This window comes from Rhizobium leguminosarum bv. viciae USDA 2370, from assembly GCF_002008365.1.
Taxonomy (GTDB): Bacteria; Pseudomonadota; Alphaproteobacteria; order Rhizobiales; family Rhizobiaceae; genus Rhizobium; species Rhizobium leguminosarum.
The window spans coordinates 35,003-56,520 of sequence record NZ_MRDL01000022.1 but is presented as its reverse complement, the minus strand read 5'-3'; the positions used below and the strand labels follow the sequence as shown (position 1 = coordinate 56,520).

The following is a 21,518-nucleotide window of genomic DNA, read 5'->3' as shown; positions in this document are numbered from 1 at the left end:
GCCTCGCGACTCGCCATGACAGACAGCTTCACGCAAGGCCCGACAAATACTCTCGTGCATAACAGGTAAAACGAGGTTTTCAGATGAGCATTTTCGGCAGCATGAAGACGGCAGTATCGGGGATGAACGCTCAGGCTAACCGCTTGAGCACGGTCGCCGACAATATCGCCAACGTTAACACGACCGGTTACAAGTCCGTGTCGACGAGCTTCTCGTCGCTGGTTCTGCCTTCCTCGGGCGGAAACTACAATTCCGGCGGCGTTCAGTCCTCGGTCCGCCAGTCTGTCTCCGATCAGGGCGATATTTCCTACACCACCTCGGGCACCGATCTTGCGATCTCGGGCGATGGCTTCTTCATCGTTCAGGGTGCGGATGGCACGCCGGTTCTGACCCGCGCCGGTGACTTCACCAAGGACGACGAAGGCAATCTCGTCAATGCCGCCGGCTTCATGCTTATGGGCTATTCCTACGACGCCGGCTCTCCTGCTGTTGTCGTCAACGGCTTCGATGGCCTCGTTCCTGTCAACGTCAACCAGGAAGGGCTGACCGCCATCGCCTCGACATCCGGGGTCTTCAAGGGCAATCTCGATTCCGGCGCCAACATCGCCCCGGTCGCTCCTGCGACGCTGCCGAGCGCCAACGCCACCACCACGACGGCTGATACCAAGAAGTTCTCGATGGTTGCCTACGACACGCTCGGCAACAAGGTGATGTACGACTTCTACTTCACCAAGACCTCGGTCGCGGCAACGCCGCCGCCGGCACCTCCCGCCGTTAACAGCAGCTGGGAAGTTGCGATCTTCCGCAACGCCAATGCGGCAACGGGTGGCACGAGCTCCTTTCCGTACAGCGCAGGCGGCGCCGTTGGCACAACCACGCTCGATTTCGACGCCACCGGCAAAATAACCAACTCGACGGGCACCGTTAACATCGCCGATACGGTGACCGGTCAGACCATCAAAATGGATCTCTCCGGCTTCACGCAGCTCGGCGCTGCCTTTGCCGGCACGGGTACGCCGAACGGCCAGGCTGCAAGCCCGGTCAAGGACGTCACGATTGATGGCGACGGCATCGTCTACGCCAAGTACGAGGATGGCACTAACAAGCCGCTCTACCGTATCCCGCTCGCCAACGTCGCCAGCCCGGACAAGCTGACGCTCCAGAGCGGCAACGTCTACAGCGCCAACGGTCAGTCCGGCGTCACCGTCACCGGCTTCCCGCAGACCAACGGTCTTGGCACCATCAAGTCAGGCGCCCTTGAAGGCTCGAACGTCGACCTCGCCGGCGAACTGACCGAGATGATCGAATCGCAGCGCAGCTATACCGCCAATTCCAAGGTCTTCCAGACGGGGTCCGACATTATGGACGTCCTCGTCAACCTCAAGAGATAAGCAAGGTACCGGGTAAGCCATGTCGCTCACATCCGCACTTAATACCGCGCAGAGCATATTCAACAATACAGGCACGCAGAGCAGTGTCGTATCGAACAATATCTCGAATGCGGGCAACAAAGATTACGTGCGCCGGCAGGCGATGCTCACCACGTCCTTGAACGGTGCCCAGGTCGTCAAGATCGACCGGGCGCAGGAAGATGCGCTGCTGCGCCAGTACCTGAAGACATCCTCTCAGGACAGCGCCCAGCAGGCATTGCTCGGCGGTCTCGAGGATCTCAAGTCGATCATGGGTGGCAACGACTACGAAACGTCGCCATCCACCTATCTCGGCGTTTTCCAGCAAAAGCTTCAGGCCTTCCGCACGGCGCCGGGTAGCACCGTCGCCGCCCAGGGCGCCATCACCGCCGCCCAGGACGTCGCCAACTCGCTGAACAATGCCTCGCAATCCGTTCAGGACGTTCGCGCCACCGCCGACAAGCAGATCGCCACCGACGTCGACAAGCTGAATTCGCTCCTCAGCGACTTCGAGAAGGCCAACAACGCGGTGAAGACCGCCACGGCCTCGGGTGCGGATGCATCCGGCGCCCTCGACGAGCGTGAGAAGGCTCTCAAGCAGATTTCGCAGATCGTCGGCGTCAACGCAACGACGCGCGACAACAACGACATGGTGCTGAGCACGTCTGACGGGACGATCCTCTTCGAGACGGTTCCGCGCAAGGTGACGTTCAAGTCTCAGGATATCTATACCGCGACCATCACAGGCAATTCGGTTTATGTCGACGGTGTGGCCCTTCCGCGCGGTAGCGGGTCGACGACGACGGGGCAGGGGAGCCTTCAATCGCTCCTGCAGGTCCGTGACGAGATCGCTCCCAACTTCCAGAAGCAACTCGATGAAATCGCCCGCGGCCTGGTCTCGCTCTTCAAGGAGCAGAGCACGTCGGGCACGCCGGCCTATGTGCCCGGTCTCTTCACCTGGAGCGGCGGCACGGTCGATACCGGCAGCGCTGCGGTTGCCGGCATGGCGTCGACCATCAGCGTCAGCAGCACCGTCATCACCTCGCAGGGCGGCGATCCGATGCGCTTGCGCGATGGCGGTGTCAACGCCAACGGCGTCGTCAACAACCCTACCCACCTCAGCGGCTATACGACGGACCTCGATCGTCTCTATACCGCCTTGGGCTCCGACATCGATTTCGATCCGGCGGCGGGACCGGCGGTCGGCTTCGACGCCACGACCGGCATCGATTCAAACGTCAGCATCATGGAATACGCCACGAATTCCCTCGGCTGGCTCGAGCAGTACCGCAGCAACGCGACGACGGCGGCGGAAAACACCTCGGCGGCGCTGTCGCGCTCCGACGAAGCCTATTCCAATGAGACCGGCGTCAACCTCGACGAGGAGCTGACGCTGCTCCTTGACATAGAGCAGTCCTACAAGGCGGCGACCAAGATCCTGAACGCCGTTGACGAAATGTTGAAGTCATTGCTGGATATTGCGAGTTAAGCCATGAAGAGCTCATTTATTTCAAGTTCGGCCATTCAGAACGCGATGCGGTTGACGATCCGTCAGGCGCAGAACCAGATGACGAAGGCAACGATGGAGGCGACGACGGGAGTCTATGCGGATATCGGTGTCTCGCTCGGCGGCAACGCCGCCAGGAGCGTCGACTTCAGCCGCGAGGTCGACAGGATAGCCTCGATCAAATCAAGCAATTCGCTCGTCAATGCACGCATGGAATCATCGCAGCTCGGCCTTTCCAAGATGAAGGACGTCGGCGACGGCCTCGTTTCGAAGCTTACGGCGCTCCAGGGCAGCCACGATCCCGGCAGCATCACCGTCGCCATCCAGTCCGCCACCAGCGCCCTGTCCACCATGATGGACACTGCCAATACCATGGTGAACGGCGAATATCTGTTCTCGGGCATTAACACCGACGTGCAGCCGCTGACCGACAAGACGACAGCGACGAGCGCAGCCATCGTCACGCAGTTGAACACTTATGCAACGGGCCTCGGCAAGGCGGTTAGTGATCTCACCGGCGCCGAAATGAGCACCTTCATCACCACGACGGTAGAGCCGATGTTCAGCGAGACCGCCTGGACCGACCCAACGACCGGCTGGTCGCAGGCATCGAGCCAGAACATGACGAGCCGCATCAGCAACTCGGAAGTGATCGAATCCTCGACCAACGCCAATTCCGAAGGCATGCGCTACTTCGCGCTCGCCTCGGTGATGACCTCGGCGCTGTTGGGCCAGAACCTCAGCAGCGATGCGATGAGCACGGTGTCCAAGCAGGCGATCAGCTATACGACGAAGGCGACCAGCGGCCTTGTAACGCAGGCAAGCCAGCTCGGCCTTTCCCAGGAGCGCGTCAAGAAGTCCAACGACGCTCTCGACGCCCAGTCGAACATCATCAAGAACAAGCTGGTCGATCTCCAGGGTGTCGATCCCTACGAAGCCTCGACCCTCGTCAAGACTTTGGAAACGCAGCTTGAAACCGCTTACACGATCGTCTCGAAGATCCAGCAGTTGAGTCTTGTAAACTACCTTTGATGAGCAAAGGCGCGCAATAAAGAAGGATGCATGAATGTATCAGTTCTCATATGCCGAAGTCATGCAGGACTCGGTGGCCGACGCGAAAGAGCGGGAATGGCAGGTTCTTGACCGGTCCATAGACCTGCTGTCGTTGGCGCGCGAAAAGGAAAAATACGGCCGCGAAGCCATTGAAGCCCTGTTTTATACACGCCGGGTGTGGATCAGCTTCATCGAGGATCTGAAACATCCCGACAACCAGCTGGAGATCGAGCTCAGGGCCAACCTCATCTCGATCGCGATCTGGATATTGAAGGAATGTGACAGGATCAGAAAACGTCAGTCCAATAACTACCAGGGCATCATCGACGTTACCACCATCATCAGGGATGGACTTAAATGAAAAGTACACTTCGCATTTCTCTGAAAGCCGGAGAAAGAATCTTCATCAACGGCGCCGTCCTGCGCGTCGACCGTAAGGTCGCGCTGGAATTCCTGAATGATGTGACGTTCCTTCTCGAAAACCACGTCCTCCAGCCGGAGGGCGCCACCACGCCCCTGCGTCAGCTCTATTTCATTGCGCAGATGATCCTCATCAACCCTGAGGGCAAGGACCACTCGACGGCGATGTTCCGCAAGTCGATCACCATGCTGCTCTCCTGCTTCAAGAACGAGGAGATCCTCGCCGAACTGAAGCGCATTGATGCGCTCGTCTCGACGGGCCGCGCCTTCGATGCGCTCAAGGCGATCCGCGGCCTCTACACGATTGAAGACAGTATCCTCAACAACCACGAAATGCCGCCGACAATGGTCGAGCAGATTCGCAGGGAGATTGCACCATGGCGGTAGATGCCACATCGAGCGTGAGCACGACGGGCACTTCGAACTCGACGAGCTCGGCCCAGCAGAAGGCGACGCTGAATTACGACAACTTCCTTCAGCTGCTCATCGCGCAGATGAAGAACCAGGATCCGACGGATCCGGTCGACGCCAGCGAGCAGATGTCGCAGCTGGCGAGCTTCTCGCAGGTCGAACAGACGATCCAGACCAACACCAAGCTGGACACGCTGCTCGCAAGCTCGAGCCTCACCCAGGCCAGCAGCTACGTTGGCAAATACATGGAAAGCGCCGATGGCACCGTCAAAGGCACCATCGAATCCGTCAAGGTTTATTCCGACGGAATCATAGCGACGACCACGGCTGGCGGTAATATACTGGTGCAGGCGGGAATCACTGTTGCCGACAAGGCTCCTAGCAGCGATACCTGATACGACAGCGCCGCGCGCCTTAGCGGCGCCGATGCGTCGAGTGATATCAACCAATGGTGGTCCGGCTGCGGCGGGGCTGCTTCAAGGCGATATGAGGTTGCCTTCGGATGAATGAAGCTGATGCATTGGATCTGTTCCAGGCGGCGATCTGGACCGTCCTGATTGCCGCGGGTCCCGCCGTCATCGTCGCGATGGCAGTGGGTCTCATCATTGCCTTGATCCAGGCGCTGACCCAGGTGCAGGAAGCGACGCTGACCTTCGTGCCGAAGATCGTCGCGGTGCTGATCACGGTCGGCGTCACCGCACCTTTCGCCGGCTCGCAGATCTCCATTTTCACCAATCTGGTCTTCTCGCGCATCCAGTCCGGCTTCTAGAGCAATTCCAGCAAAAGTGCGCAGCGGTTTTGCGTCCGGGATTGCGTAGAACCGCTCTGAGCCACCTTCGCGCAAGCTTCGCCATTTAACTCTCGATCCGAATTGGGCGGGCCGCATGTCCGCCTCCTCTCATGAAGAGACGGAATCGTCATGGCGCAACCACCTGCACTCCCCCTTCCAAAAGTCGCCCCGAGCCTGCGCGATGTCGGTTTTGCCCTTGGCATCATCGGCATCATCTGCATTCTCTTCCTGCCGATTCCGCCGTTCCTGATCGATATGGGACTGGCCTTCTCGATCGCCTTCTCGGTGCTGATCCTGATGGTCTCGCTGTGGATCCAGAAACCGCTCGATTTCTCGTCTTTCCCGACCATTCTGCTGATCGCGACGATGACCCGGCTGGCGCTGAACATCGCGACAACACGCGTCATCCTGTCCCACGGCAATGAAGGCCATGAAGCAGCGGGCGGCGTCATCGCCGGTTTCGCAAGCCTGGTGATGTCCGGCGACTTCGTCATCGGTCTGATCGTCTTCCTGATCCTCATCACCATCAACTTCATCGTCATCACCAAGGGCGCCACGCGTATCGCCGAAGTCGGTGCGCGTTTCACCCTGGATGCCATCCCCGGCAAGCAGATGTCGATCGACGCCGACCTTTCGGCCGGCATTATCGACGAAAAGGAAGCCCAGCGCCGGCGCAAGGAACTCGAGGAAGAAAGCTCCTTCTTCGGCGCGATGGACGGTGCGTCGAAGTTCGTGCGCGGCGATGCCGTCGCCGGCCTCATCATCACCTGCATCAACGTCTTCGGCGGCATCATTATCGGCTACTTCCGCCACGGCATGCCGATCGGCGAAGCGGCCGACGTCTTTGTCAAGCTCTCCGTCGGCGACGGCCTCGTCTCGCAGATGCCGGCCCTGATCGTTTCGCTCGCCGCCGGCCTTCTCGTTTCTCGCGGCGGCACCGTCGGCTCCACCGACCAGGCGGTCGTCAACCAGTTGAGCGGGTATCCCCGCGCGCTTTCCGTCTCGGCCGTGCTGATGTTCGTCCTGGCCCTGATGCCGGGCCTGCCGTTTGTCCCCTTCGTGGTCCTCGGCGGTCTTCTCGCCTTCGGCGCCTGGTTCATCCCGCGTCAGGTCGAAGCTGAAAACAAGCTTCGCCGCGAGCAGGAGGAAAAGAAGGTCGTCCAGAACAAGGAGCTGGAAAAGGATTCGGTCAAGTCGGTGCTGCGCACCTCGGAGATCGAACTCGCACTCGGCAAGATGGTCTCGACGCGCCTGCTCGGCGCCCACCAGGAGCTCGCCTTCCGTGTCGGCAAGATGCGCAAGAAGTTCGCCACGCAATACGGTTTCGTCGTACCCGAGATCAAGGTGACCGACGATATCGCCATCGCCGAGAAGTCCTACCAGATCCGCATCCACGGCACGACGGTCGCCTCCAACCTGCTGCGCGTCGGCGAAGTCCTCGTGGTGACCGGCGCCGGCCGCCGGCCGAGCATTCCCGGCGACGAAATCCGTGAACCCGCTTTCGGTATGCCTGCCGTTTCGATCCTTGAAAACTTCGCCGACGATCTGAAACGCGAGGGCTTCCAGCCGATCGACAACGTCTCCGTCGTGTTGACCCATATGAGCGAGGTCATCCGCAACAACCTGCCGCAGCTTCTGTCCTACAAGGACGTGAAGGTGCTGATCGACCGGCTCGATCCCGAATACAAGAAGCTTGCCGACGAGATCTGCTCGTCACACATGTCCTATTCGGGCCTGCAGGCGGTGCTCAAGCTGCTGCTTGCCGAGCGCGTCTCGATCCGCAACCTGCATCTCATCCTCGAAGCGGTGGCCGAGCTCGCCCCGCATGTCAGGAAGACCGAGCAGATCGTCGAGCATGTCCGCATCCGCATGGCCCAGCAGCTCTGCGGCGACCTGGCCGACAACGGCGTGCTGCGTGTGCTGCGGCTGGGCAGCAAGTGGGATCTGGCTTTCCACCAGGCGCTGAAGCGCGATGCCAAGGGCGAGGTGATCGAATTCGACATCGATCCGCGCAGCCTGGAAGAGTTCAGCGAGCAGGCCACCAAAGTTATCCGTGAGTTCATGGATCGCGGCCTGCCATTCGCCCTTGTCACGTCGCCGGAAACACGCTCCTATGTGCGCATGATCATCGAACGGCTGTTCGCCACGCTCCCGGTCCTGTCGCATGTCGAACTGGCCAAGGGCATCGAGATAAAGATTTTGGGCTCTATTTCATGATAACAGACCCGCAAGGGACCGTTCTCGCGCTGTTTCTGGTTTTCTGCCGGATCGGTGGCTGTGTGCTGGCTCTTCCGGGTTTTTCCTCGGCGCGCGTGCCCGAACAGCTGCGCGTCTTCATCGCCGGCGCGCTCTCGATCGCTGTCATGCCACTGCTCTGGGACACTGTCTACCCGGCCGTTCACACAAGTTCGGGAACCTATATCGGACTGATCTTCAGCGAATCGCTGATCGGCGTGATGTACGGCATGCTGGCGAGGATCTACACGATCGGCATGCAATTCGCCGCGACGATCATCGCGATGATGGTCGGCTACACTCAGCCGGGTTCCGCCGATATCCTCGAAGACACGCCGGAGACCAGCCTTTCCGGCTTCATTACCTTTGCCGGCATCATGATTCTCTTCATCATGGATTTTCATCACATCGTCTTCCGCGCGCTGATCGATTCCTACACGACCATGCCTTTCGGCGGCCTGATGCAGATGCGCGCGACGCTGATCTCCTTCACCGACACGCTGGAGCAGACCACCTACATCATGCTGCGGCTGTCGAGCCCGTTTTTGATCTACGGCATGATCTTCAACGTCTCGATCGGTTTCATCAACAAGCTGGCGCCGCAGATCCCGGTCTACTTCATTTCCACGCCCTATCTGCTGATGGGCGGGCTCTTCCTGATCTATTTCTCGATTGCGGCGTTGCTCAGCCAGTTCGGCCAGTCCTTCGGCTCGATCTATATCGGGCGATGAGGCTGATATGATCGAAAAGAAGCGCTCCCAGAAGCTCAAGCGACTGCTCTCGGTGCAGCGGCATATCGAACGAATGGCCGAGAACGACCTGGCCGAAACCAGCCGTCAGCGTGTCGAGGTCAATGCGGCGATGGACGACGTCATCATCGCGCTCGGCTCGATGGACCCCGTCCACCACGCATTCTCGCAGAATTACGCCGACCGATTCGGCAGGCTCAGCATCAAGGACCAGCAGCTGACCGGCATGCAGCAGATCCACGAGATGCGACTGGCGCGTGAGCGCGCCAAGGGCGACCGCTTTGAAGAGGGCATGCAGGAAGCCCTCGACGCCGAGCGCCGCGAGGCCGATGACAACGCCGTCTACGATGTCATCGACCAGCAATTCGCAACGCCAGCCTCCAGCAAGCTTCAAAAACCATAGTCGTTACGATCTTAAATTCAGAGGATTGTAACGTGGCTATTTCGCCCCCCAGTGATCTGGTCCTGGACGTTGTCAAAGCTGCCGACCCCATGGAGGTTCAGGCGGCCCAGGAAAAGTTGAAGGCAAATCGTGCGGCCTTTGCCGCAACGAGTCTCGCCGAGAATGGCAAGGGCTTCTCCAATACGGTCGACGTTCTCGACCATATCGGCCAGAAGAGCGGCCTCGCCAACATCCAGAACCGCACCAAGGCCGAGGAAGTTCCGGAAAGCTACCGGAAGTTTGAAGCCATGGTCCTGCAGAATTTCGTCAAGTCCATGCTGCCGAGCGAGAGCGAAGATGTCTACGGCAAGGGCGCGACCGGCGATATCTGGAAAGGCATGATGGCCGAACAGCTCGGCAACACCATGGCCAAGGGTGACGGCATCGGTATTGCCAAGCAGATGTACAGTGAGCAGTTGCGCCGGCAGGAAGGCAAGATCGTCAATGCCTCGACCGATGACGATGACCGCAACACCGCGCTCAGCATGATCGATGACTTCCAGCGCAAGACTTTTGGCACGCCGACCGCCGAAGCCAAGTCCGATAGAACAGGATGACTTTAGGCCCGTTGGCCTAGAATCTGAATCTCGTTCTCAATTAAACAGTTAGAGCATGATGTCGTCCGAAAACCGCGCACGGCATCATGCTCTAAGCGACGCATAACCGGGGGTACAATGGAAATAGTTTCGAACGAATACAGGATCAAATCCGTTCTCGGACGCCTCGAAATGATCATCGACAATGAGAACACCCGGATCGGCAACGATCCGCAGTTCGATCTCAAGGTCTCCAATGCGCATAAGAGCCGCTGCCTCTACGAGCTGTCGATGCTTTTCCGCGACACCGATCCGGCCGAGCTTGCCGCTGCCCATCTCGATCAGCTGCACGGCCTGAAGAAGAAACTGGTTCTCAATGCCCGTCGCGTCGAGGCGCATCTCGAAGCGGTTCGCGCCGTGGCCGACCTCCTGAAGAACGCAGTTCAGGACGCCGATGCCGACGGCACCTATTCCCAGGAACAATTCGCCGCGCGTGGAAACTGATGATCAAGCTCGTCCTCACCGGTGTCTGGGTTTGCGCCATCACCTTGGCATCGGTCTATTTCTCGGTGTACCTGGCGACCGCGCCGGCGCCGGCGGCAACGGATTCCAAGCAGAGCGCGCTCGAACTGGTGAAGGGCGAAACGATCACGGTACCGATCATCGGTAACGGTGCGATCACCGGTTACTTCCTCGGCCGCGTTTCGTTCATGATGAACAAGGACATGCTGAAAGGCGTGACATTGCCGCTGAGCGAGATGACGACGGACGAGCTTTTCAGCCTGCTCGTCGGCAACAAGATGGTCGATATCGCCCACATCAAATCCTTCGATCCGAACGCCTTCCGCGAGGAGATCAAGAAGGGCATGAACGAGCGTTTGGGTGGCGAATACGTCGCCGAAGTGATGCTGGAGCAGCTCGACTATCTCTCCAAGGAAGAGGTCAAGGAAAGCTCCGCCGGTCAGCCGAAGAAGGTCGGTACACCCGTCAAGATCGTCGAGACCGCACCGGCCGGCGAAGCACCGGCGCCAGCGGCCCACTAAGGACCATCATATCATTGACGACAAACGGCGCCTGAGGGCGCCGTTTGTCGTTGGCGCGCGTGGTTAATAAACCACTTATGCGAGCATGGAAATTCAAGGAATTTTCCTAAGGGTTGTTTGAAACCGTCCTGTTATATCAGGTGTCACAGCTTGGCATGCGCCGCTTATCCGGGATCGGAGCGACGCGTCCCGGCGGGACGCGACCGGTCCTTTCGAGACCTCCGGTGCGGAAATATGGGCTTGTTTTCCGGGATGTCGGGCGCATGCAGCACCCTCGGCAGGAGGTAGGAATGAATCTGATTGCAAACTTCGCGGTGCTCGCATCGCGGCGGACGATCTTCGATCTGCCGGTCTGCGATCTCGGCTGGGACGACGCCCTCGTTTTCATCAACGAGCTGGCCTCCATTCCCGTCGGCCAGACCGTGGTTTGTTTCGTCAATGCCCACAACATGCTGACCACGCTGCGCGACGACGAATATTACCGGATCATGTCGCACAATCTGGTGCTGCCGGATGGCATCGGCCTCAACATCGCATCGCAGATCGCCCATGGTTCGCCGTTTCCGGCCAATCTCAACGGCACCGATTTCGTGCCGGCCTTCCTGACTTTCATGGAGGCCCCGCGCCGCATCGGCCTCATCGGCGGCAAGCGTTCGGTCGTCGAGGCGGCGGCGGAAAATTTCCGCAGGCACACGCCCTGGCACGAATTCGTCGTCGTTTCCGACGGTTACTTCGACAAGGTCGATCCCACTGATGTCATCGAGGAGCTCGAGCGCCAGAAGGTCGATATCTTGATCGTCGGCATGGGGACGCCGCTGCAGGAGAAGTGGGTTCACGATCATATTCGCACCGATCATGCGCGTTTGGTGTTGACGGTGGGCGCTCTCTTCGACTTCGTCTCAGGCGCCGTCCCACGCGCGCCGAGGACGGTGCGGATGATGCGCCTGGAATGGGCCTATCGCCTGCTGCAGGAGCCGGCGCGCCTCTGGCGCCGTTATGTCATCGGCATCCCGGTCTTCCTCTTCCATGTCCTGCGCTATCGCTTCCGTCGGCGCGAAAGGATTCTCAGCTATCCGGAAGAGCACGGCAGCGCGCTGCAGCCGCAGTCGGATCGTAAGAAGGCGAGCTGACCCACAGCGCCGCGCGTCTTTTGAGACGCGCAAAGGACGCTGCAGCACTTTAAATTGCCGCATAATTTTGTCCTCAAATCGTTTCCGATTTAAGGGATTATGCTTAGTTCTTACCCGCTGCGGTTAACCATTTCTTTGCCATGAACATTTAGAGTGGCTTAATCATCTGCGTCCGTGCGGATGAGCGGACTCGGCCATCATGTGCATGAGATGTGGCGCAAATGTACGATATCAGGGCCAGAAACAGCTTCCAGGATCGCGCAGCCGCAGGGCAGCGCCCCCATGAGGATTCCTTCGGGGCGCCCCGGTCGGGCCGGCCTGATATTGCGCCGCCCGAGGCCGAATTGCTGCGCGCCATCGGCCGGGTGCTGGAGGAGCAGCGCGCCAGGGCGGCGCGCACCGCACCGCTGGTCGACCGCATCGAAACCATCCTCGGCAACCGCCTCCGGGCCGCCAACGACGTCGGCCATCCGCTTCTTCAGGAGCCGGCGGGCGAAGGAGAGCTGAGCGTTCCGGCCGACGAGCCGATGGTCTCACCGCTGGCCGCGATCCGTGAAGAGCCCGCCGAGCCCCGGCTGGTGCCGCGCCGCAGTGTCGGCGGCATTGGTCTTGCGACGATGGTCGCGGCTGCGACGATCGTCGGTGCGGGCCTGCCGGCGCTGATGCCGGCTTCACCGGCCCTCTATCGCGCCGAAACGACGCTTTCCGTGAAGGCGGATGTGGCAAGCCGTGCTGCTTTCACCCAGGCTGCTGCGAAAGGGCTGTTGTCGGCGCGTACGGTTGCTTCGACGGTCGCCGCCTTGAAACTCGATCATGATCCCGAATTTGCCGGCGCCAGCGCCAATGCGCTCGGCGTCGCGCTCGATCTCCTCTCGGCCACCGGTGCTGCTGCCGATCCGGCCTCGCGCGCCGAGGCGACGCTGAAGCATGCGGTCGAGATACTGCCCGATGCCGCGACAGGCACGATCCTCGTCAGGGTGACGACCGGCGACAGCGGCAAATCCATGCGCATCGCCGCCAGGCTTGCCGAAGCGGTTTCCGCAGCAGACGGCCCTGGCGGCAACGCCGAAACCGATGCCGCCTTGCGTAAAACCTATGACGAGGCGAAGGCGGAGCTTGCCGCTTTCACGGCAAAGAGCGGCGAGGGCAACGTCAAGGTGACGATTGATCTTCGCCGCCAGATCGACCAGCTCGATGCCGATCTGAAAGCGGCCGACCAGAATATTCTTGCCGCCAAGGCGCAGACCGACCGGCTGAAGGCCGCAAAACTTGCCGAGGTGCTCGATGGTTCGTTGCCCTCCGATATGCTCTCGCCGGCGCTGCAGGACTGGCGCGACAAATATGCCGTCGCCAAGACAGCGCTTGCGCAGCTTTCCGCCGAGCTTGGCCCGCGCCATCCGCGCCTCTTGCAGCAGCAGGCCGAAACTGATGGTCTGAAGGAGAATATGGGCAAGGAGCTGACCCGTCTTGCCCAGACTGCCAACCTCGCCGCCAAGGCCGCCGTCGATGCGCGCAAGGGCCTCAATGACCGCCGCAACACGCTGATCGCCCAGAGCCGGGACACCGGCGTCGATTTGTCACGTCTGACCGAGCTGCGCGAAAAAGCCGATGCCGCGCGCTCGCGCTTGGAAGAGGCGACGTCCGCAGCGGTGGGAGCGGCCGCCGACGGTCGTATCGTTCTCCTGAAGCCGGCACTGGCGACGGCGGTATCGGCAACGGATGGCCGGATCGGCCGCTCGCTGATGGGCGCGGCCGCGGGTCTTGCTGTCGGTCTTGCCGCGGCTTTCCTGCTGCGCCTGCGTCGGCCGGTCGCCGATCCTGCAAGGGAGAAAATGCCGGTATCCCCGCTGCAGACCCCACTGCCGCCGACGTTCGCACAGGACCCCGCGCCAGTCGACGAGATGGAGGTGCTGCGCTCCGAAATCTCCGGCCTGCGCGACCGGCTTCGTGTTCATGCGCGCGAAGCGCGGCAGCCGCTGCGTTGAACGAACATTTCCTTGCATTTTTGATATTGCGTTGCCGCTTTCCGACAGGATAGGGCGTTAGCGGGCATTTGACGCTCGTCAACTATCCATAGATTGACGCGAAACAGGGCGGAGAGACGTGTGACGACAGTAATCGACGGCAAGAACGTAGCAGCATCGGTCATTCAGACGGTCAAGAGTGCGACGGCGGCGCTGGAAAAGAGCAGCGGCGTCACCACCGGCCTTGCGGTCGTCATCGTCGGCGACGATCCGGCAAGCCACGCCTATGTCGGTTCCAAGAGCCGCATGGCCAAGGAATGCGGCTTCAAATCCGTGCAGCACACGCTGCCGGCCGAGACGAAGCAGGAGGAGCTGGCAGCCCTCGTCGCCACCCTCAATGCCGATCCGTCGATCCACGGCATCCTGGTGCAGCTGCCCCTGCCGAAGCCGCTCGACAGCGAGGCGATCATCCAGTCGATCCTGCCGGAAAAGGATGTCGATGGCCTGAGCGTCGTCAATGCCGGCAAGCTCGCAACCGGCGACCTGAAGACCGGACTGGTCTCCTGCACGCCGGCCGGCGCCATGGTTTTCGTCCGCCGTACCCATGGGGAGGATCTCTCCGGCCTCAACGCCGTCGTCATCGGCCGCTCCAACCTGTTCGGAAAGCCGATGGCGCAATTGCTGCTCAACGCCAATGCGACCGTGACGATCGCTCATTCCAGGACCAAGAATCTCGCCGAGGTCTGCCGCAACGCCGATATCCTAGTGGCCGCCGTCGGCCGGCCGGAGATGGTCAGGGCCGATTGGGTCAAATCAGGTGCGACGGTCATCGACGTCGGCATCAACCGGGTGCCAGCCCCCGAAAGAGGCGAGGGCAAGACCCGGCTCGTCGGCGACGTCGCCTTCGAAGAGGTCTCCGCGGTCGCCAGCACCATCACCCCGGTTCCCGGCGGCGTCGGGCCGATGACCATCGCCATGCTGATGGCAAACACGGTCATCGCCGCCCATCGCACGGCAGGGCAGACACCGCCGCAGTTTTGATTAGACCAGAAAGGCTCTAGGCCCGGGGAACCGGACCGGTCGAGGCTCTGACGATCAGCTCGGTCTTCCAGAGCTCCTGGTCGGGGAAGGGGCCGGCCTGCTTGACCGTGCCAATCAGCCGCTGCGCGATGCGAACGCCGGCCGCCCGCAATGACGAGCGCGTCGTCGTCAGCGGCACGGAAAAGCTTTCCGGTTTGAGCAGCGGCAGCACGTCGTCATGGGCGATCAGCGAGATATCCTCGCCGAGCCGCAATCCGGCCTGGTTGACCGCGCGGATCGCACCGAGCGCCAGCACCGTGCTGGAGCAGAGGATCGCCGTCGGCCGCTCCGGCAACTGCAGAAAGTGTTCCATCGCCAGCAGGCCTTGTTCGTCCGTCATCAGCGCGTGGCTCATGCAACCCTCATCGAGTACCAGCCCGCGCTCGGCAAGGGCTGATATGACGCCGTTCTTCCTGCGGATGGCGAAATCGAGATGCATCGGTCCGTTCATCAGCGCAAAGCGCGTATGGCCGAGTTGCAGCAAGAGCCGCGTCGCATCGTAGAAGGCCCCTTCATTGTCGATGTCGAGATAGGGATAGTCCGGCTCCGAACCGAAGGAGCGGCCGTGCACGACGTAGGGCATGGAGAGTGATTTCAGCATGGCGAGCCGCGGGTCGTGGCCGCGCATATAGGCGACGAACAGGGCATCGACATTGCCGCTGATGGCAAGGCGCCGCAGCGCCGCCACCTCGTCATCCGGGTCGGCCGGCATGATCACGAAGTGGAAATCGTGGCGTACGGCCTCTTCGCCGAGCCCGGCCAGGAATTCACCGAAATGCACGTCGGACTGGTGGCCGGGCGCCGTCGGCATGACGAGGCCGATCGAGCCTGCCTTGCCGGTCGCAAGCCGCTGCGCCGCCTTGTTGGGGCGGTACCCGGTTTCCTTGACAGCCTGAAGCACACGCTCCCGGGTCGCCTCGTTGACCTCGGGATAGCCGTTCAGCGCTCGGCTCACCGTCGTCTGCGACAGCCCCAGCAATTCCGATAGCTGCTTGAGATTCACCTGCTATGCTTCCTCCCGGCCCGCCCGTCAGCCGTCCTGAAAAGGCCTGCCGCCTCCCAGTGGCATCCAAAGCGCTTTCAATTATGTATCATCTGGCGCGCTTGACTCAAGAAAAATCGCTCCATATTTCCCGATAGACGTTGCTGCGCTGCGATATCTAGCATGTTCACCGCGGGTTTTCGCGAATTGACTTGACTCCATTCCCCCGAAAGTGAAATGAGTTGGCTGTCAAAGCGCTTTGAAATTTCTTTTGGAGGGAATTCGGCGCGGTTGGGATTGTGATGGGAGGTTGATCACATGAAAAAGTCATTTTTGATGGGCGTTGCTGTGGCAGCGCTTTTTGCCGGTACTGCGTCTGCAGCCGATCTGAAATTTGCCCCGGGACAGGATGCCAAGTTCAACTGGAAGAGCTATGACGAATTCAAGGCTGCTCATGCCGATCTGAAAGGGCAGCCGCTGACGATCTTCGGGCCGTGGCGCGGCGAGGACGAGGCGTTCTTCCAGAGCGTTCTTGCCTACTTCACCGAAGCCACCGGCATCGATGTCAAATACTCCTCTTCCGAAAACTACGAACAGCAGATTGTCATCGACACGCAGGCAGGCTCGCCGCCGAATATCGCCGTTCTGCCGCAGCCGGGCCTCCTGGCCGATCTCGCCAGCAAGGGCTTCCTGACGCCGCTCGGCGACGACAACTCCAAGTGGATCAAGGACAATTACGGCGCCGGCGACAGCTGGGTCGGTTACGGCACCTACAAGGGCAAGGACGGCAAGGAAGCCTTCTACGCCTTCCCGTATAAGGCCGACGTAAAATCGCTGGTCTGGTATGTTCCGGAGAACTTCGAGGAAGCCGGCTACAAGATCCCGACGACCATGGAAGAACTGCATGCCCTGACGGATCAGATCGTCAAGGATGGCGGCGTTCCCTGGTGCATCGGTCTTGGTTCTGGCGGCGCCACCGGCTGGCCGGCGACCGACTGGGTCGAGGACATCATGCTGCGCATGCAGCCACCGGAAGCCTACGACAAGTGGACGACCAACGAGCTGAAGTTCACCGATCCGGCCGTCGTTGCGGCGATCGACGAGTTCGGCAAGTTCGCCAAGAACGCGAAATACGTCGATGGCGGCGTCGCGGCTGTGGCCTCGACCGATTTCCGCGACAGCCCGAAGGGCCTCTTCGCGGTTCCGCCGAAGTGCTACATGCACCATCAGGCGTCGTTCATTCCGTCCTTCTTCCCTGAGGGCACGAAGCTCGGCCAGGATGCCGACTTCTTCTACATGCCGACCTTTGCGTCGCATCCCGAACTCGGCAAGCCGGTGCTCGGCGCCGGCACGCTCGTCTCGATCGCCAAGGACTCGAAGACGGCCCGCGCCTTCATCGACTTCCTGAAGACCCCGATCGCCCATGAGGTCTGGATGGCGCAGTCGAGCTTCCTGACGCCGTATAAGGGCGTCAGCACCGAGGCCTATGCCAACCCGCAGATGAAGAAGGAAGGCGAGATCCTGACCTCCGCCACCACCTTCCGCTTCGACGGTTCCGACCTGATGCCGGGCAAGATCGGCGCCGGCGCCTTCTGGACGGGCATGGTCGATTTCGTCGGCGGCAAGTCCGCTGAAGAGGCTGCTGGTGAAATCCAGAGCGCCTGGGACGGCATCAAGTAATCATTCAAAATTATGCCGCCGGCGTGCCGGCGGCATGGATTGCATGACTGGCCGGGCTCGCAAAGAGCCCGGCCATCGCAGGATATATTGTGATTGGGCAATACAAAAAGATTGATGATGACCGGCGCTGATCCGTCAGCATAACAACCGGTCGGAATAAGATCAGGGGAAGCAGGGGAGGGACGAAATGCTGTCGCAGATAGTGTCCGCTTTGGGCGTCGTGGTCGTCGCCGTTTTCGCGTGCTCGGCCTATTTCTATTTTTCGAACAAGATCCTGGATCTCGCTCTGCCGGTGAAGGATGGCGACATCCGCGCCGCATCGCGCAATCTCAACCGTCGTGCGCTGGTCCGGCCGTGGTTGTTCATCGGTCCGGCGCTCTTCCTGCTTCTCGTCTATCTCGTCTATCCGGTCGTTGCGACCTTCATCCTCTCCTTCTACGACCGCGCCGGTCTGCAGTTCGTCGGCCTCGCCAACTACAAATGGGCGCTCGGCGACCGCGAATTCCGCCAGTCGATCTTCAACAACATCCTCTGGCTGGCCGTCGTGCCGGCCGCCTGCACCTTCTTCGGCCTCGTCATCGCCGTGATGACCGATCGCATCTGGTGGGGCAATATCGCCAAGAGCATCGTTTTCATGCCTATGGCGATCTCCTTCGTCGGCGCCTCGGTCATCTGGAAATTCATCTATGAATATCGCGGCGGCAACGACGTCCAGATCGGCCTGTTGAACGCCATCGTCCAGACTTTCGGCGGAACGCCGGAAGTGTGGATCTCCATTCCCTTCTGGAACAACTTCTTCCTGATGGTCATCCTGATCTGGATCCAGACCGGTTTCGCCATGGTCATCCTGTCGGCCGCTCTTCGCGGCATCCCCGAGGAGACGATCGAAGCCGCCGTCATCGACGGCGCCAATGGCTGGCAGATCTTCTGGCGCATCATGGTGCCGCAGGTCTGGGGTTCCATCGCCGTCGTCTGGACGACGATCACCATCCTCGTGCTCAAGGTCTTCGACATCGTGCTGACCATGACCAACGGCCAGTGGCAGACGATGGTGCTGGCGAACCTGATGTTCGACTGGATGTTCCGCGGCGGCGGCGATTCCGGCCGAAGTGCGGTGATCGCCATCATCATCATGCTCGCCGTCACGCCGATCATGGTCTGGAACGTGCGCCGCGCCAATCGCGAACTGAAGGGGCACTGAGATGACCGCTATCGGAAGCTACTTCAAGATCGGCCCCGCCCGCCTCTTCGTTCACGCAGCCGTCCTGCTGATCGTCATCGTCTGGCTGATCCCGACGCTCGGCATCTTCGTCAGCGCGCTGCGCGACAAGGACCAGATCGTCGTCTCCGGCTGGTGGACGGCCTTCGTCGGCTCGACCCAGACGGCCGCGGTCCGCCTCGGTACACCAGACCAGCAAAAGCAGGAGGGTACGACCTACGTCATCTCGGGCAATGTGTTGGAAGGCCAGACCGGCCGTGCCGTGAAGGCCTTCGGCAACCGCATACAGCAGCCGGCCGCCTTCAAGGCCGGCGAGACCGCCGATCTCGGCGACGGCGAAACGCTGCAGATCAACAGCGACGGCAGTTATCGCTATGTGAAGAATGCCGCCTTCTCGCCCGACGAACGCCCGAAGCGCATCTATGCGTCCGTCTCCGCACCGCCGGAATTCACCATGCAGAACTACAACACGGTTCTGACCGGCGAGGGCATCGGCCAGTCCTTCATCAACTCGCTGACCGTGACGATCCCGGCGACGATCATCCCGATCCTGATTGCCGCTTTCGCCGCCTATGCCCTGAGCTGGATGGAATTTCCCGGCCGCGGGCTGCTGATTGCGCTCGTCGTCGGCCTCATCGTCGTGCCGCTACAGATGTCGCTGATTCCGCTGCTGCGCCTCTATAACGAGATCGGCAATCTGCTCGGCCAGCCGTCGAAGACCTATCCCGGCATCTGGCTGGCCCACACCGCCTTCGGCATGCCGCTCGCCATCTATCTCTTGCGGGCCTATATTGCCGGCCTGCCGAAGGAGATCATCGAATCCGCCCGCGTCGATGGCGCGAGCGATTTCGAGATCTTCGTCCGCATCGTTTTGCCTCTGTCCTTCCCGGCACTCGCCTCCTTCGCCATCTTCCAGTTCCTGTGGGTGTGGAACGACCTGCTCGTCGCCATGGTCTTCCTCGGCACCGACAAGGACCACCTCGTGCTGACCGGCAGCCTCAACGCGCTGCTCGGCTCTCGCGGCGGCAATTGGGAGATTTTGACGGCGTCGGCCTTCGTCACCATCATCGTGCCGTTGCTCGTCTTCTTCGGGCTGCAGCGTTACTTGGTGCGCGGTCTGCTGGCGGGTTCGGTCAAGGGAGGCTGACCATTCCCGACCGTGACTTCAAACAGGATATTCCATGAACGTGGCTTCTCAATCGATCTCGACCCCCGACAAGGACTGGTGGCGCGGCGCAGTGATCTATCAGATCTACCCGCGCTCCTACCAGGATTCGAACGGCGACGGCATCGGCGATCTGAAGGGCATCACCGCCCGGCTGCCGCATGTGGCAAGCCTTGGCGTCGATGCAATCTGGATCTCGCCCTTCTTCACCTCGCCGATGCGCGATTTCGGTTATGACGTTTCCGACTACGAGAATGTCGATTCGATCTTCGGCACGTTGGTGGATTTCGACACGATGATATCAGAGGCTCATCGCCTCGGCATCCGGGTGATGATCGACCTCGTCATCTCCCACAGCTCGGATCAGCATCCCTGGTTCGTGCAAAGCCGCTCGAGCAAGACCAACGCCAAGGCCGACTGGTATGTCTGGGCCGACGCCAAGCCGGATGGTACGCCGCCGAACAACTGGCTGTCGATCTTCGGCGGCTCGGCATGGGCGTGGGATCCGACGCGCATGCAATATTACCTGCACAATTTCCTGACCTCGCAGCCGGACATGAACCTGCATAACCCTGAGGTGCAGGACCGTCTGCTCGATGTCGTGCGCTTCTGGCTCAATCGCGGTGTCGACGGCTTCCGCCTCGATACCATCAATTTCTATTTCCATGACACGCAACTGCGCGACAATCCGGCGCTTGCTCCCGAGCGCCGCAACGCCTCGACGGCGCCGGCGGTTAATCCCTATAATTTTCAGGAGCATCTCTACGACAAGAACCGCCCGGAGAACCTTGCCTTCCTGAAGCGCTTCCGCGCTGTTCTCGAGGAATTCCCGGCAATCGCCGCCGTCGGCGAAGTCGGCGACAGCCAGCGCGGCCTTGAAATCGTCGGCGAATACACCTCCGGCAACGACAAGATGCATATGTGCTACGCCTTCGAATTTCTGGCGCCCGATCCGTTGACGCCGGAGCGCGTCGAGGAGGTGATGCAGGATTTCGAAGCCGCCGCACCCGATGGCTGGGCCTGCTGGGCCTTCTCCAATCACGACGTCATGCGCCATGTCAGCCGCTGGGGCGGGTTGGTCGCCGATCACGACGCCTTTGCCAAGCTTTATGCCTCGTTGCTGATGAGCATGCGCGGCTCCGTCTGCCTCTATCAGGGCGAGGAGCTGGCGCTGACCGAGGCCGATCTCGCCTATCAGGATCTGCAGGACCCCTACGGCATTCAGTTCTGGCCGGAATTCAAGGGCCGCGACGGCTGCCGCACGCCAATGGTCTGGGACAGCCAGGTCGCCCAGGGCGGCTTCTCGACGGTCAAGCCCTGGTTGCCGGTGCCGGTCGAGCATATCCTGCGTGCCGTCAGCGTCCAGCTGGGCGACGAGGCTTCCGTGCTGGAGCACTACCGCCGGTTCATCGCCTTTCGCAAGCTGCACCCGGCTTTTGCCAAGGGCGAGATCGAATTCGAGGAACAACAGGGCGATAGCCTGGTCTTCACCCGTGAATACGGCAATGAGAAACTGCTCTGCATCTTCAACATGAGCCCGGCCGAGGCCGCCGTCATTCTGCCTGCTGGAGAATGGCAGGCATTGACGGGCCATGGCTTTACCAGCAACAACTATGGCGACAAGATCGATATTCCGGCCTGGGGGGCGTATTTCGCCCGTCTTGCCTAGATCAGGATGATTTTAGGCCCGATGGGCCTAAAAT

General features: G+C 60.7%; 21 protein-coding genes. 20 read left to right on the top strand and 1 reads right to left on the bottom strand.

What is annotated here, in order from left to right:
* Positions 1-83: 83 nt before the first annotated feature.
* The 16 genes from BS629_RS09320 to folD all read left to right on the top strand — a co-directional run bounded on the left by BS629_RS09320 (position 84) and on the right by folD (position 14,730).
* On the top strand, positions 84-1,391 hold the full coding sequence (locus tag BS629_RS09320) for a flagellar hook protein FlgE (RefSeq protein WP_018244827.1): 1,308 nt from the start codon (positions 84-86) through the stop codon (positions 1,389-1,391).
* Between the two features lie 19 nt (positions 1,392-1,410).
* Positions 1,411-2,898 carry a flagellar hook-associated protein FlgK gene (gene flgK / locus BS629_RS09315; protein ID WP_018244828.1) on the top strand — a complete coding sequence of 496 codons (1,488 nt, stop codon included), beginning with the start codon at positions 1,411-1,413 and terminating at the stop codon, positions 2,896-2,898.
* Between the two features lie 3 nt (positions 2,899-2,901).
* Positions 2,902-3,948, top strand: coding sequence for a flagellar hook-associated family protein (locus BS629_RS09310; RefSeq protein WP_018244829.1), 1,047 nt, complete (start codon positions 2,902-2,904; stop codon positions 3,946-3,948).
* A gap of 34 nt (positions 3,949-3,982) precedes the next feature.
* Positions 3,983-4,330, top strand: coding sequence for a flagellar biosynthesis regulator FlaF (gene flaF / locus BS629_RS09305; protein ID WP_003545562.1), 348 nt, complete (start codon positions 3,983-3,985; stop codon positions 4,328-4,330).
* A complete protein-coding gene (gene flbT / locus BS629_RS09300; RefSeq protein WP_018244830.1) occupies positions 4,327-4,776 on the top strand; it encodes a flagellar biosynthesis repressor FlbT in 450 nt (149 codons plus the stop codon). Before flaF ends, flbT begins: the two co-directional genes overlap by 4 nt.
* A complete protein-coding gene (gene flgD / locus BS629_RS09295; protein ID WP_018244831.1) occupies positions 4,767-5,195 on the top strand; it encodes a flagellar hook assembly protein FlgD in 429 nt (142 codons plus the stop codon). Before flbT ends, flgD begins: the two co-directional genes overlap by 10 nt.
* 107 nt (positions 5,196-5,302) lie before the next feature.
* On the top strand, positions 5,303-5,569 hold the full coding sequence (fliQ, locus tag BS629_RS09290) for a flagellar biosynthesis protein FliQ (RefSeq protein WP_017967052.1): 267 nt from the start codon (positions 5,303-5,305) through the stop codon (positions 5,567-5,569).
* A 150-nt stretch (positions 5,570-5,719) separates the two neighbouring features.
* Positions 5,720-7,807 (top strand): flagellar biosynthesis protein FlhA, encoded by a 2,088-nt coding sequence (gene flhA / locus BS629_RS09285; RefSeq protein ID WP_018445802.1) that lies wholly within the window; start codon positions 5,720-5,722, stop codon positions 7,805-7,807.
* On the top strand, positions 7,804-8,556 hold the full coding sequence (gene fliR, locus BS629_RS09280; RefSeq protein ID WP_018244833.1) for a flagellar biosynthetic protein FliR: 753 nt from the start codon (positions 7,804-7,806) through the stop codon (positions 8,554-8,556). The genes flhA and fliR overlap by 4 nt, the downstream gene beginning before the upstream one ends.
* Positions 8,557-8,563: 7 nt before the next feature.
* The gene (locus BS629_RS09275) at positions 8,564-8,977 is read left to right on the top strand and encodes a hypothetical protein (RefSeq protein WP_018244834.1); all 414 of its coding nucleotides are present in this window, start codon (positions 8,564-8,566) and stop codon (positions 8,975-8,977) included.
* Positions 8,978-9,009: 32 nt separating this feature from the next.
* On the top strand, positions 9,010-9,573 hold the full coding sequence (locus tag BS629_RS09270; protein WP_018244835.1) for a rod-binding protein: 564 nt from the start codon (positions 9,010-9,012) through the stop codon (positions 9,571-9,573).
* 117 nt (positions 9,574-9,690) lie between these two features.
* The gene (locus tag BS629_RS09265) at positions 9,691-10,056 is read left to right on the top strand and encodes a hypothetical protein (RefSeq protein WP_003556590.1); all 366 of its coding nucleotides are present in this window, start codon (positions 9,691-9,693) and stop codon (positions 10,054-10,056) included.
* Complete coding sequence (locus tag BS629_RS09260; protein WP_018244836.1) at positions 10,056-10,595, top strand: hypothetical protein; 540 nt, start codon at positions 10,056-10,058, stop codon at positions 10,593-10,595. Before BS629_RS09265 ends, BS629_RS09260 begins: the two co-directional genes overlap by 1 nt.
* Before the next feature lie 290 nt (positions 10,596-10,885).
* Positions 10,886-11,725 (top strand): WecB/TagA/CpsF family glycosyltransferase, encoded by an 840-nt coding sequence (locus tag BS629_RS09255; RefSeq protein WP_018445798.1) that lies wholly within the window; start codon positions 10,886-10,888, stop codon positions 11,723-11,725.
* 221 nt (positions 11,726-11,946) lie between these two features.
* Positions 11,947-13,710, top strand: a complete 1,764-nt coding sequence (locus BS629_RS09250) for a GumC domain-containing protein (RefSeq protein ID WP_018244837.1) — start codon at positions 11,947-11,949, stop codon at positions 13,708-13,710.
* A 120-nt stretch (positions 13,711-13,830) separates the two neighbouring features.
* Positions 13,831-14,730, top strand: coding sequence for a bifunctional methylenetetrahydrofolate dehydrogenase/methenyltetrahydrofolate cyclohydrolase FolD (folD, locus tag BS629_RS09245; protein ID WP_018244838.1), 900 nt, complete (start codon positions 13,831-13,833; stop codon positions 14,728-14,730).
* 16 nt (positions 14,731-14,746) lie between these two features.
* On the opposite strand, the gene BS629_RS09240 is transcribed toward folD, so the two are convergent.
* Positions 14,747-15,772, bottom strand: a complete 1,026-nt coding sequence (locus BS629_RS09240; protein ID WP_018244839.1) for a LacI family DNA-binding transcriptional regulator — start codon at positions 15,770-15,772, stop codon at positions 14,747-14,749.
* 297 nt (positions 15,773-16,069) lie between these two features.
* Between BS629_RS09240 and BS629_RS09235 the strand changes: the two genes are divergently transcribed.
* From BS629_RS09235 to bglA, 4 genes are all read left to right on the top strand, one after another.
* Positions 16,070-17,431 (top strand): ABC transporter substrate-binding protein, encoded by a 1,362-nt coding sequence (locus tag BS629_RS09235; protein ID WP_018244840.1) that lies wholly within the window; start codon positions 16,070-16,072, stop codon positions 17,429-17,431.
* 187 nt (positions 17,432-17,618) lie between these two features.
* Complete coding sequence (locus tag BS629_RS09230) at positions 17,619-18,632, top strand: carbohydrate ABC transporter permease (RefSeq protein ID WP_018244841.1); 1,014 nt, start codon at positions 17,619-17,621, stop codon at positions 18,630-18,632.
* Between the two features lies 1 nt (position 18,633).
* Positions 18,634-19,797, top strand: coding sequence for a carbohydrate ABC transporter permease (locus BS629_RS09225; RefSeq protein WP_018244842.1), 1,164 nt, complete (start codon positions 18,634-18,636; stop codon positions 19,795-19,797).
* A 34-nt stretch (positions 19,798-19,831) separates the two neighbouring features.
* Positions 19,832-21,484: a beta-galactosidase BglA gene (gene bglA, locus BS629_RS09220; protein WP_018244843.1), complete on the top strand. Its 1,653-nt coding sequence runs from the start codon at positions 19,832-19,834 to the stop codon at positions 21,482-21,484.
* The last annotated feature ends 34 nt before the right edge of the window (positions 21,485-21,518 follow it).

Coding starts and splice junctions, on each gene's coding strand:
- flbT (WP_018244830.1), top strand. CDS start 4,327: ATGAAAAGTACACTTCGCATTTCTCTGAAAGCCGGAGAAAGAATCTTC.
- BS629_RS09230 (WP_018244841.1), top strand. CDS start 17,619: ATGCTGTCGCAGATAGTGTCCGCTTTGGGCGTCGTGGTCGTCGCCGTT.
- flaF (WP_003545562.1), top strand. CDS start 3,983: ATGTATCAGTTCTCATATGCCGAAGTCATGCAGGACTCGGTGGCCGAC.
- fliQ (WP_017967052.1), top strand. CDS start 5,303: ATGAATGAAGCTGATGCATTGGATCTGTTCCAGGCGGCGATCTGGACC.
- flgK (WP_018244828.1), top strand. CDS start 1,411: ATGTCGCTCACATCCGCACTTAATACCGCGCAGAGCATATTCAACAAT.
- BS629_RS09310 (WP_018244829.1), top strand. CDS start 2,902: ATGAAGAGCTCATTTATTTCAAGTTCGGCCATTCAGAACGCGATGCGG.
- BS629_RS09235 (WP_018244840.1), top strand. CDS start 16,070: ATGAAAAAGTCATTTTTGATGGGCGTTGCTGTGGCAGCGCTTTTTGCC.
- flhA (WP_018445802.1), top strand. CDS start 5,720: ATGGCGCAACCACCTGCACTCCCCCTTCCAAAAGTCGCCCCGAGCCTG.
- BS629_RS09275 (WP_018244834.1), top strand. CDS start 8,564: ATGATCGAAAAGAAGCGCTCCCAGAAGCTCAAGCGACTGCTCTCGGTG.
- BS629_RS09260 (WP_018244836.1), top strand. CDS start 10,056: ATGATCAAGCTCGTCCTCACCGGTGTCTGGGTTTGCGCCATCACCTTG.
- bglA (WP_018244843.1), top strand. CDS start 19,832: ATGAACGTGGCTTCTCAATCGATCTCGACCCCCGACAAGGACTGGTGG.
- BS629_RS09265 (WP_003556590.1), top strand. CDS start 9,691: ATGGAAATAGTTTCGAACGAATACAGGATCAAATCCGTTCTCGGACGC.
- fliR (WP_018244833.1), top strand. CDS start 7,804: ATGATAACAGACCCGCAAGGGACCGTTCTCGCGCTGTTTCTGGTTTTC.
- BS629_RS09320 (WP_018244827.1), top strand. CDS start 84: ATGAGCATTTTCGGCAGCATGAAGACGGCAGTATCGGGGATGAACGCT.
- flgD (WP_018244831.1), top strand. CDS start 4,767: ATGGCGGTAGATGCCACATCGAGCGTGAGCACGACGGGCACTTCGAAC.
- BS629_RS09225 (WP_018244842.1), top strand. CDS start 18,634: ATGACCGCTATCGGAAGCTACTTCAAGATCGGCCCCGCCCGCCTCTTC.
- BS629_RS09255 (WP_018445798.1), top strand. CDS start 10,886: ATGAATCTGATTGCAAACTTCGCGGTGCTCGCATCGCGGCGGACGATC.
- BS629_RS09250 (WP_018244837.1), top strand. CDS start 11,947: ATGTACGATATCAGGGCCAGAAACAGCTTCCAGGATCGCGCAGCCGCA.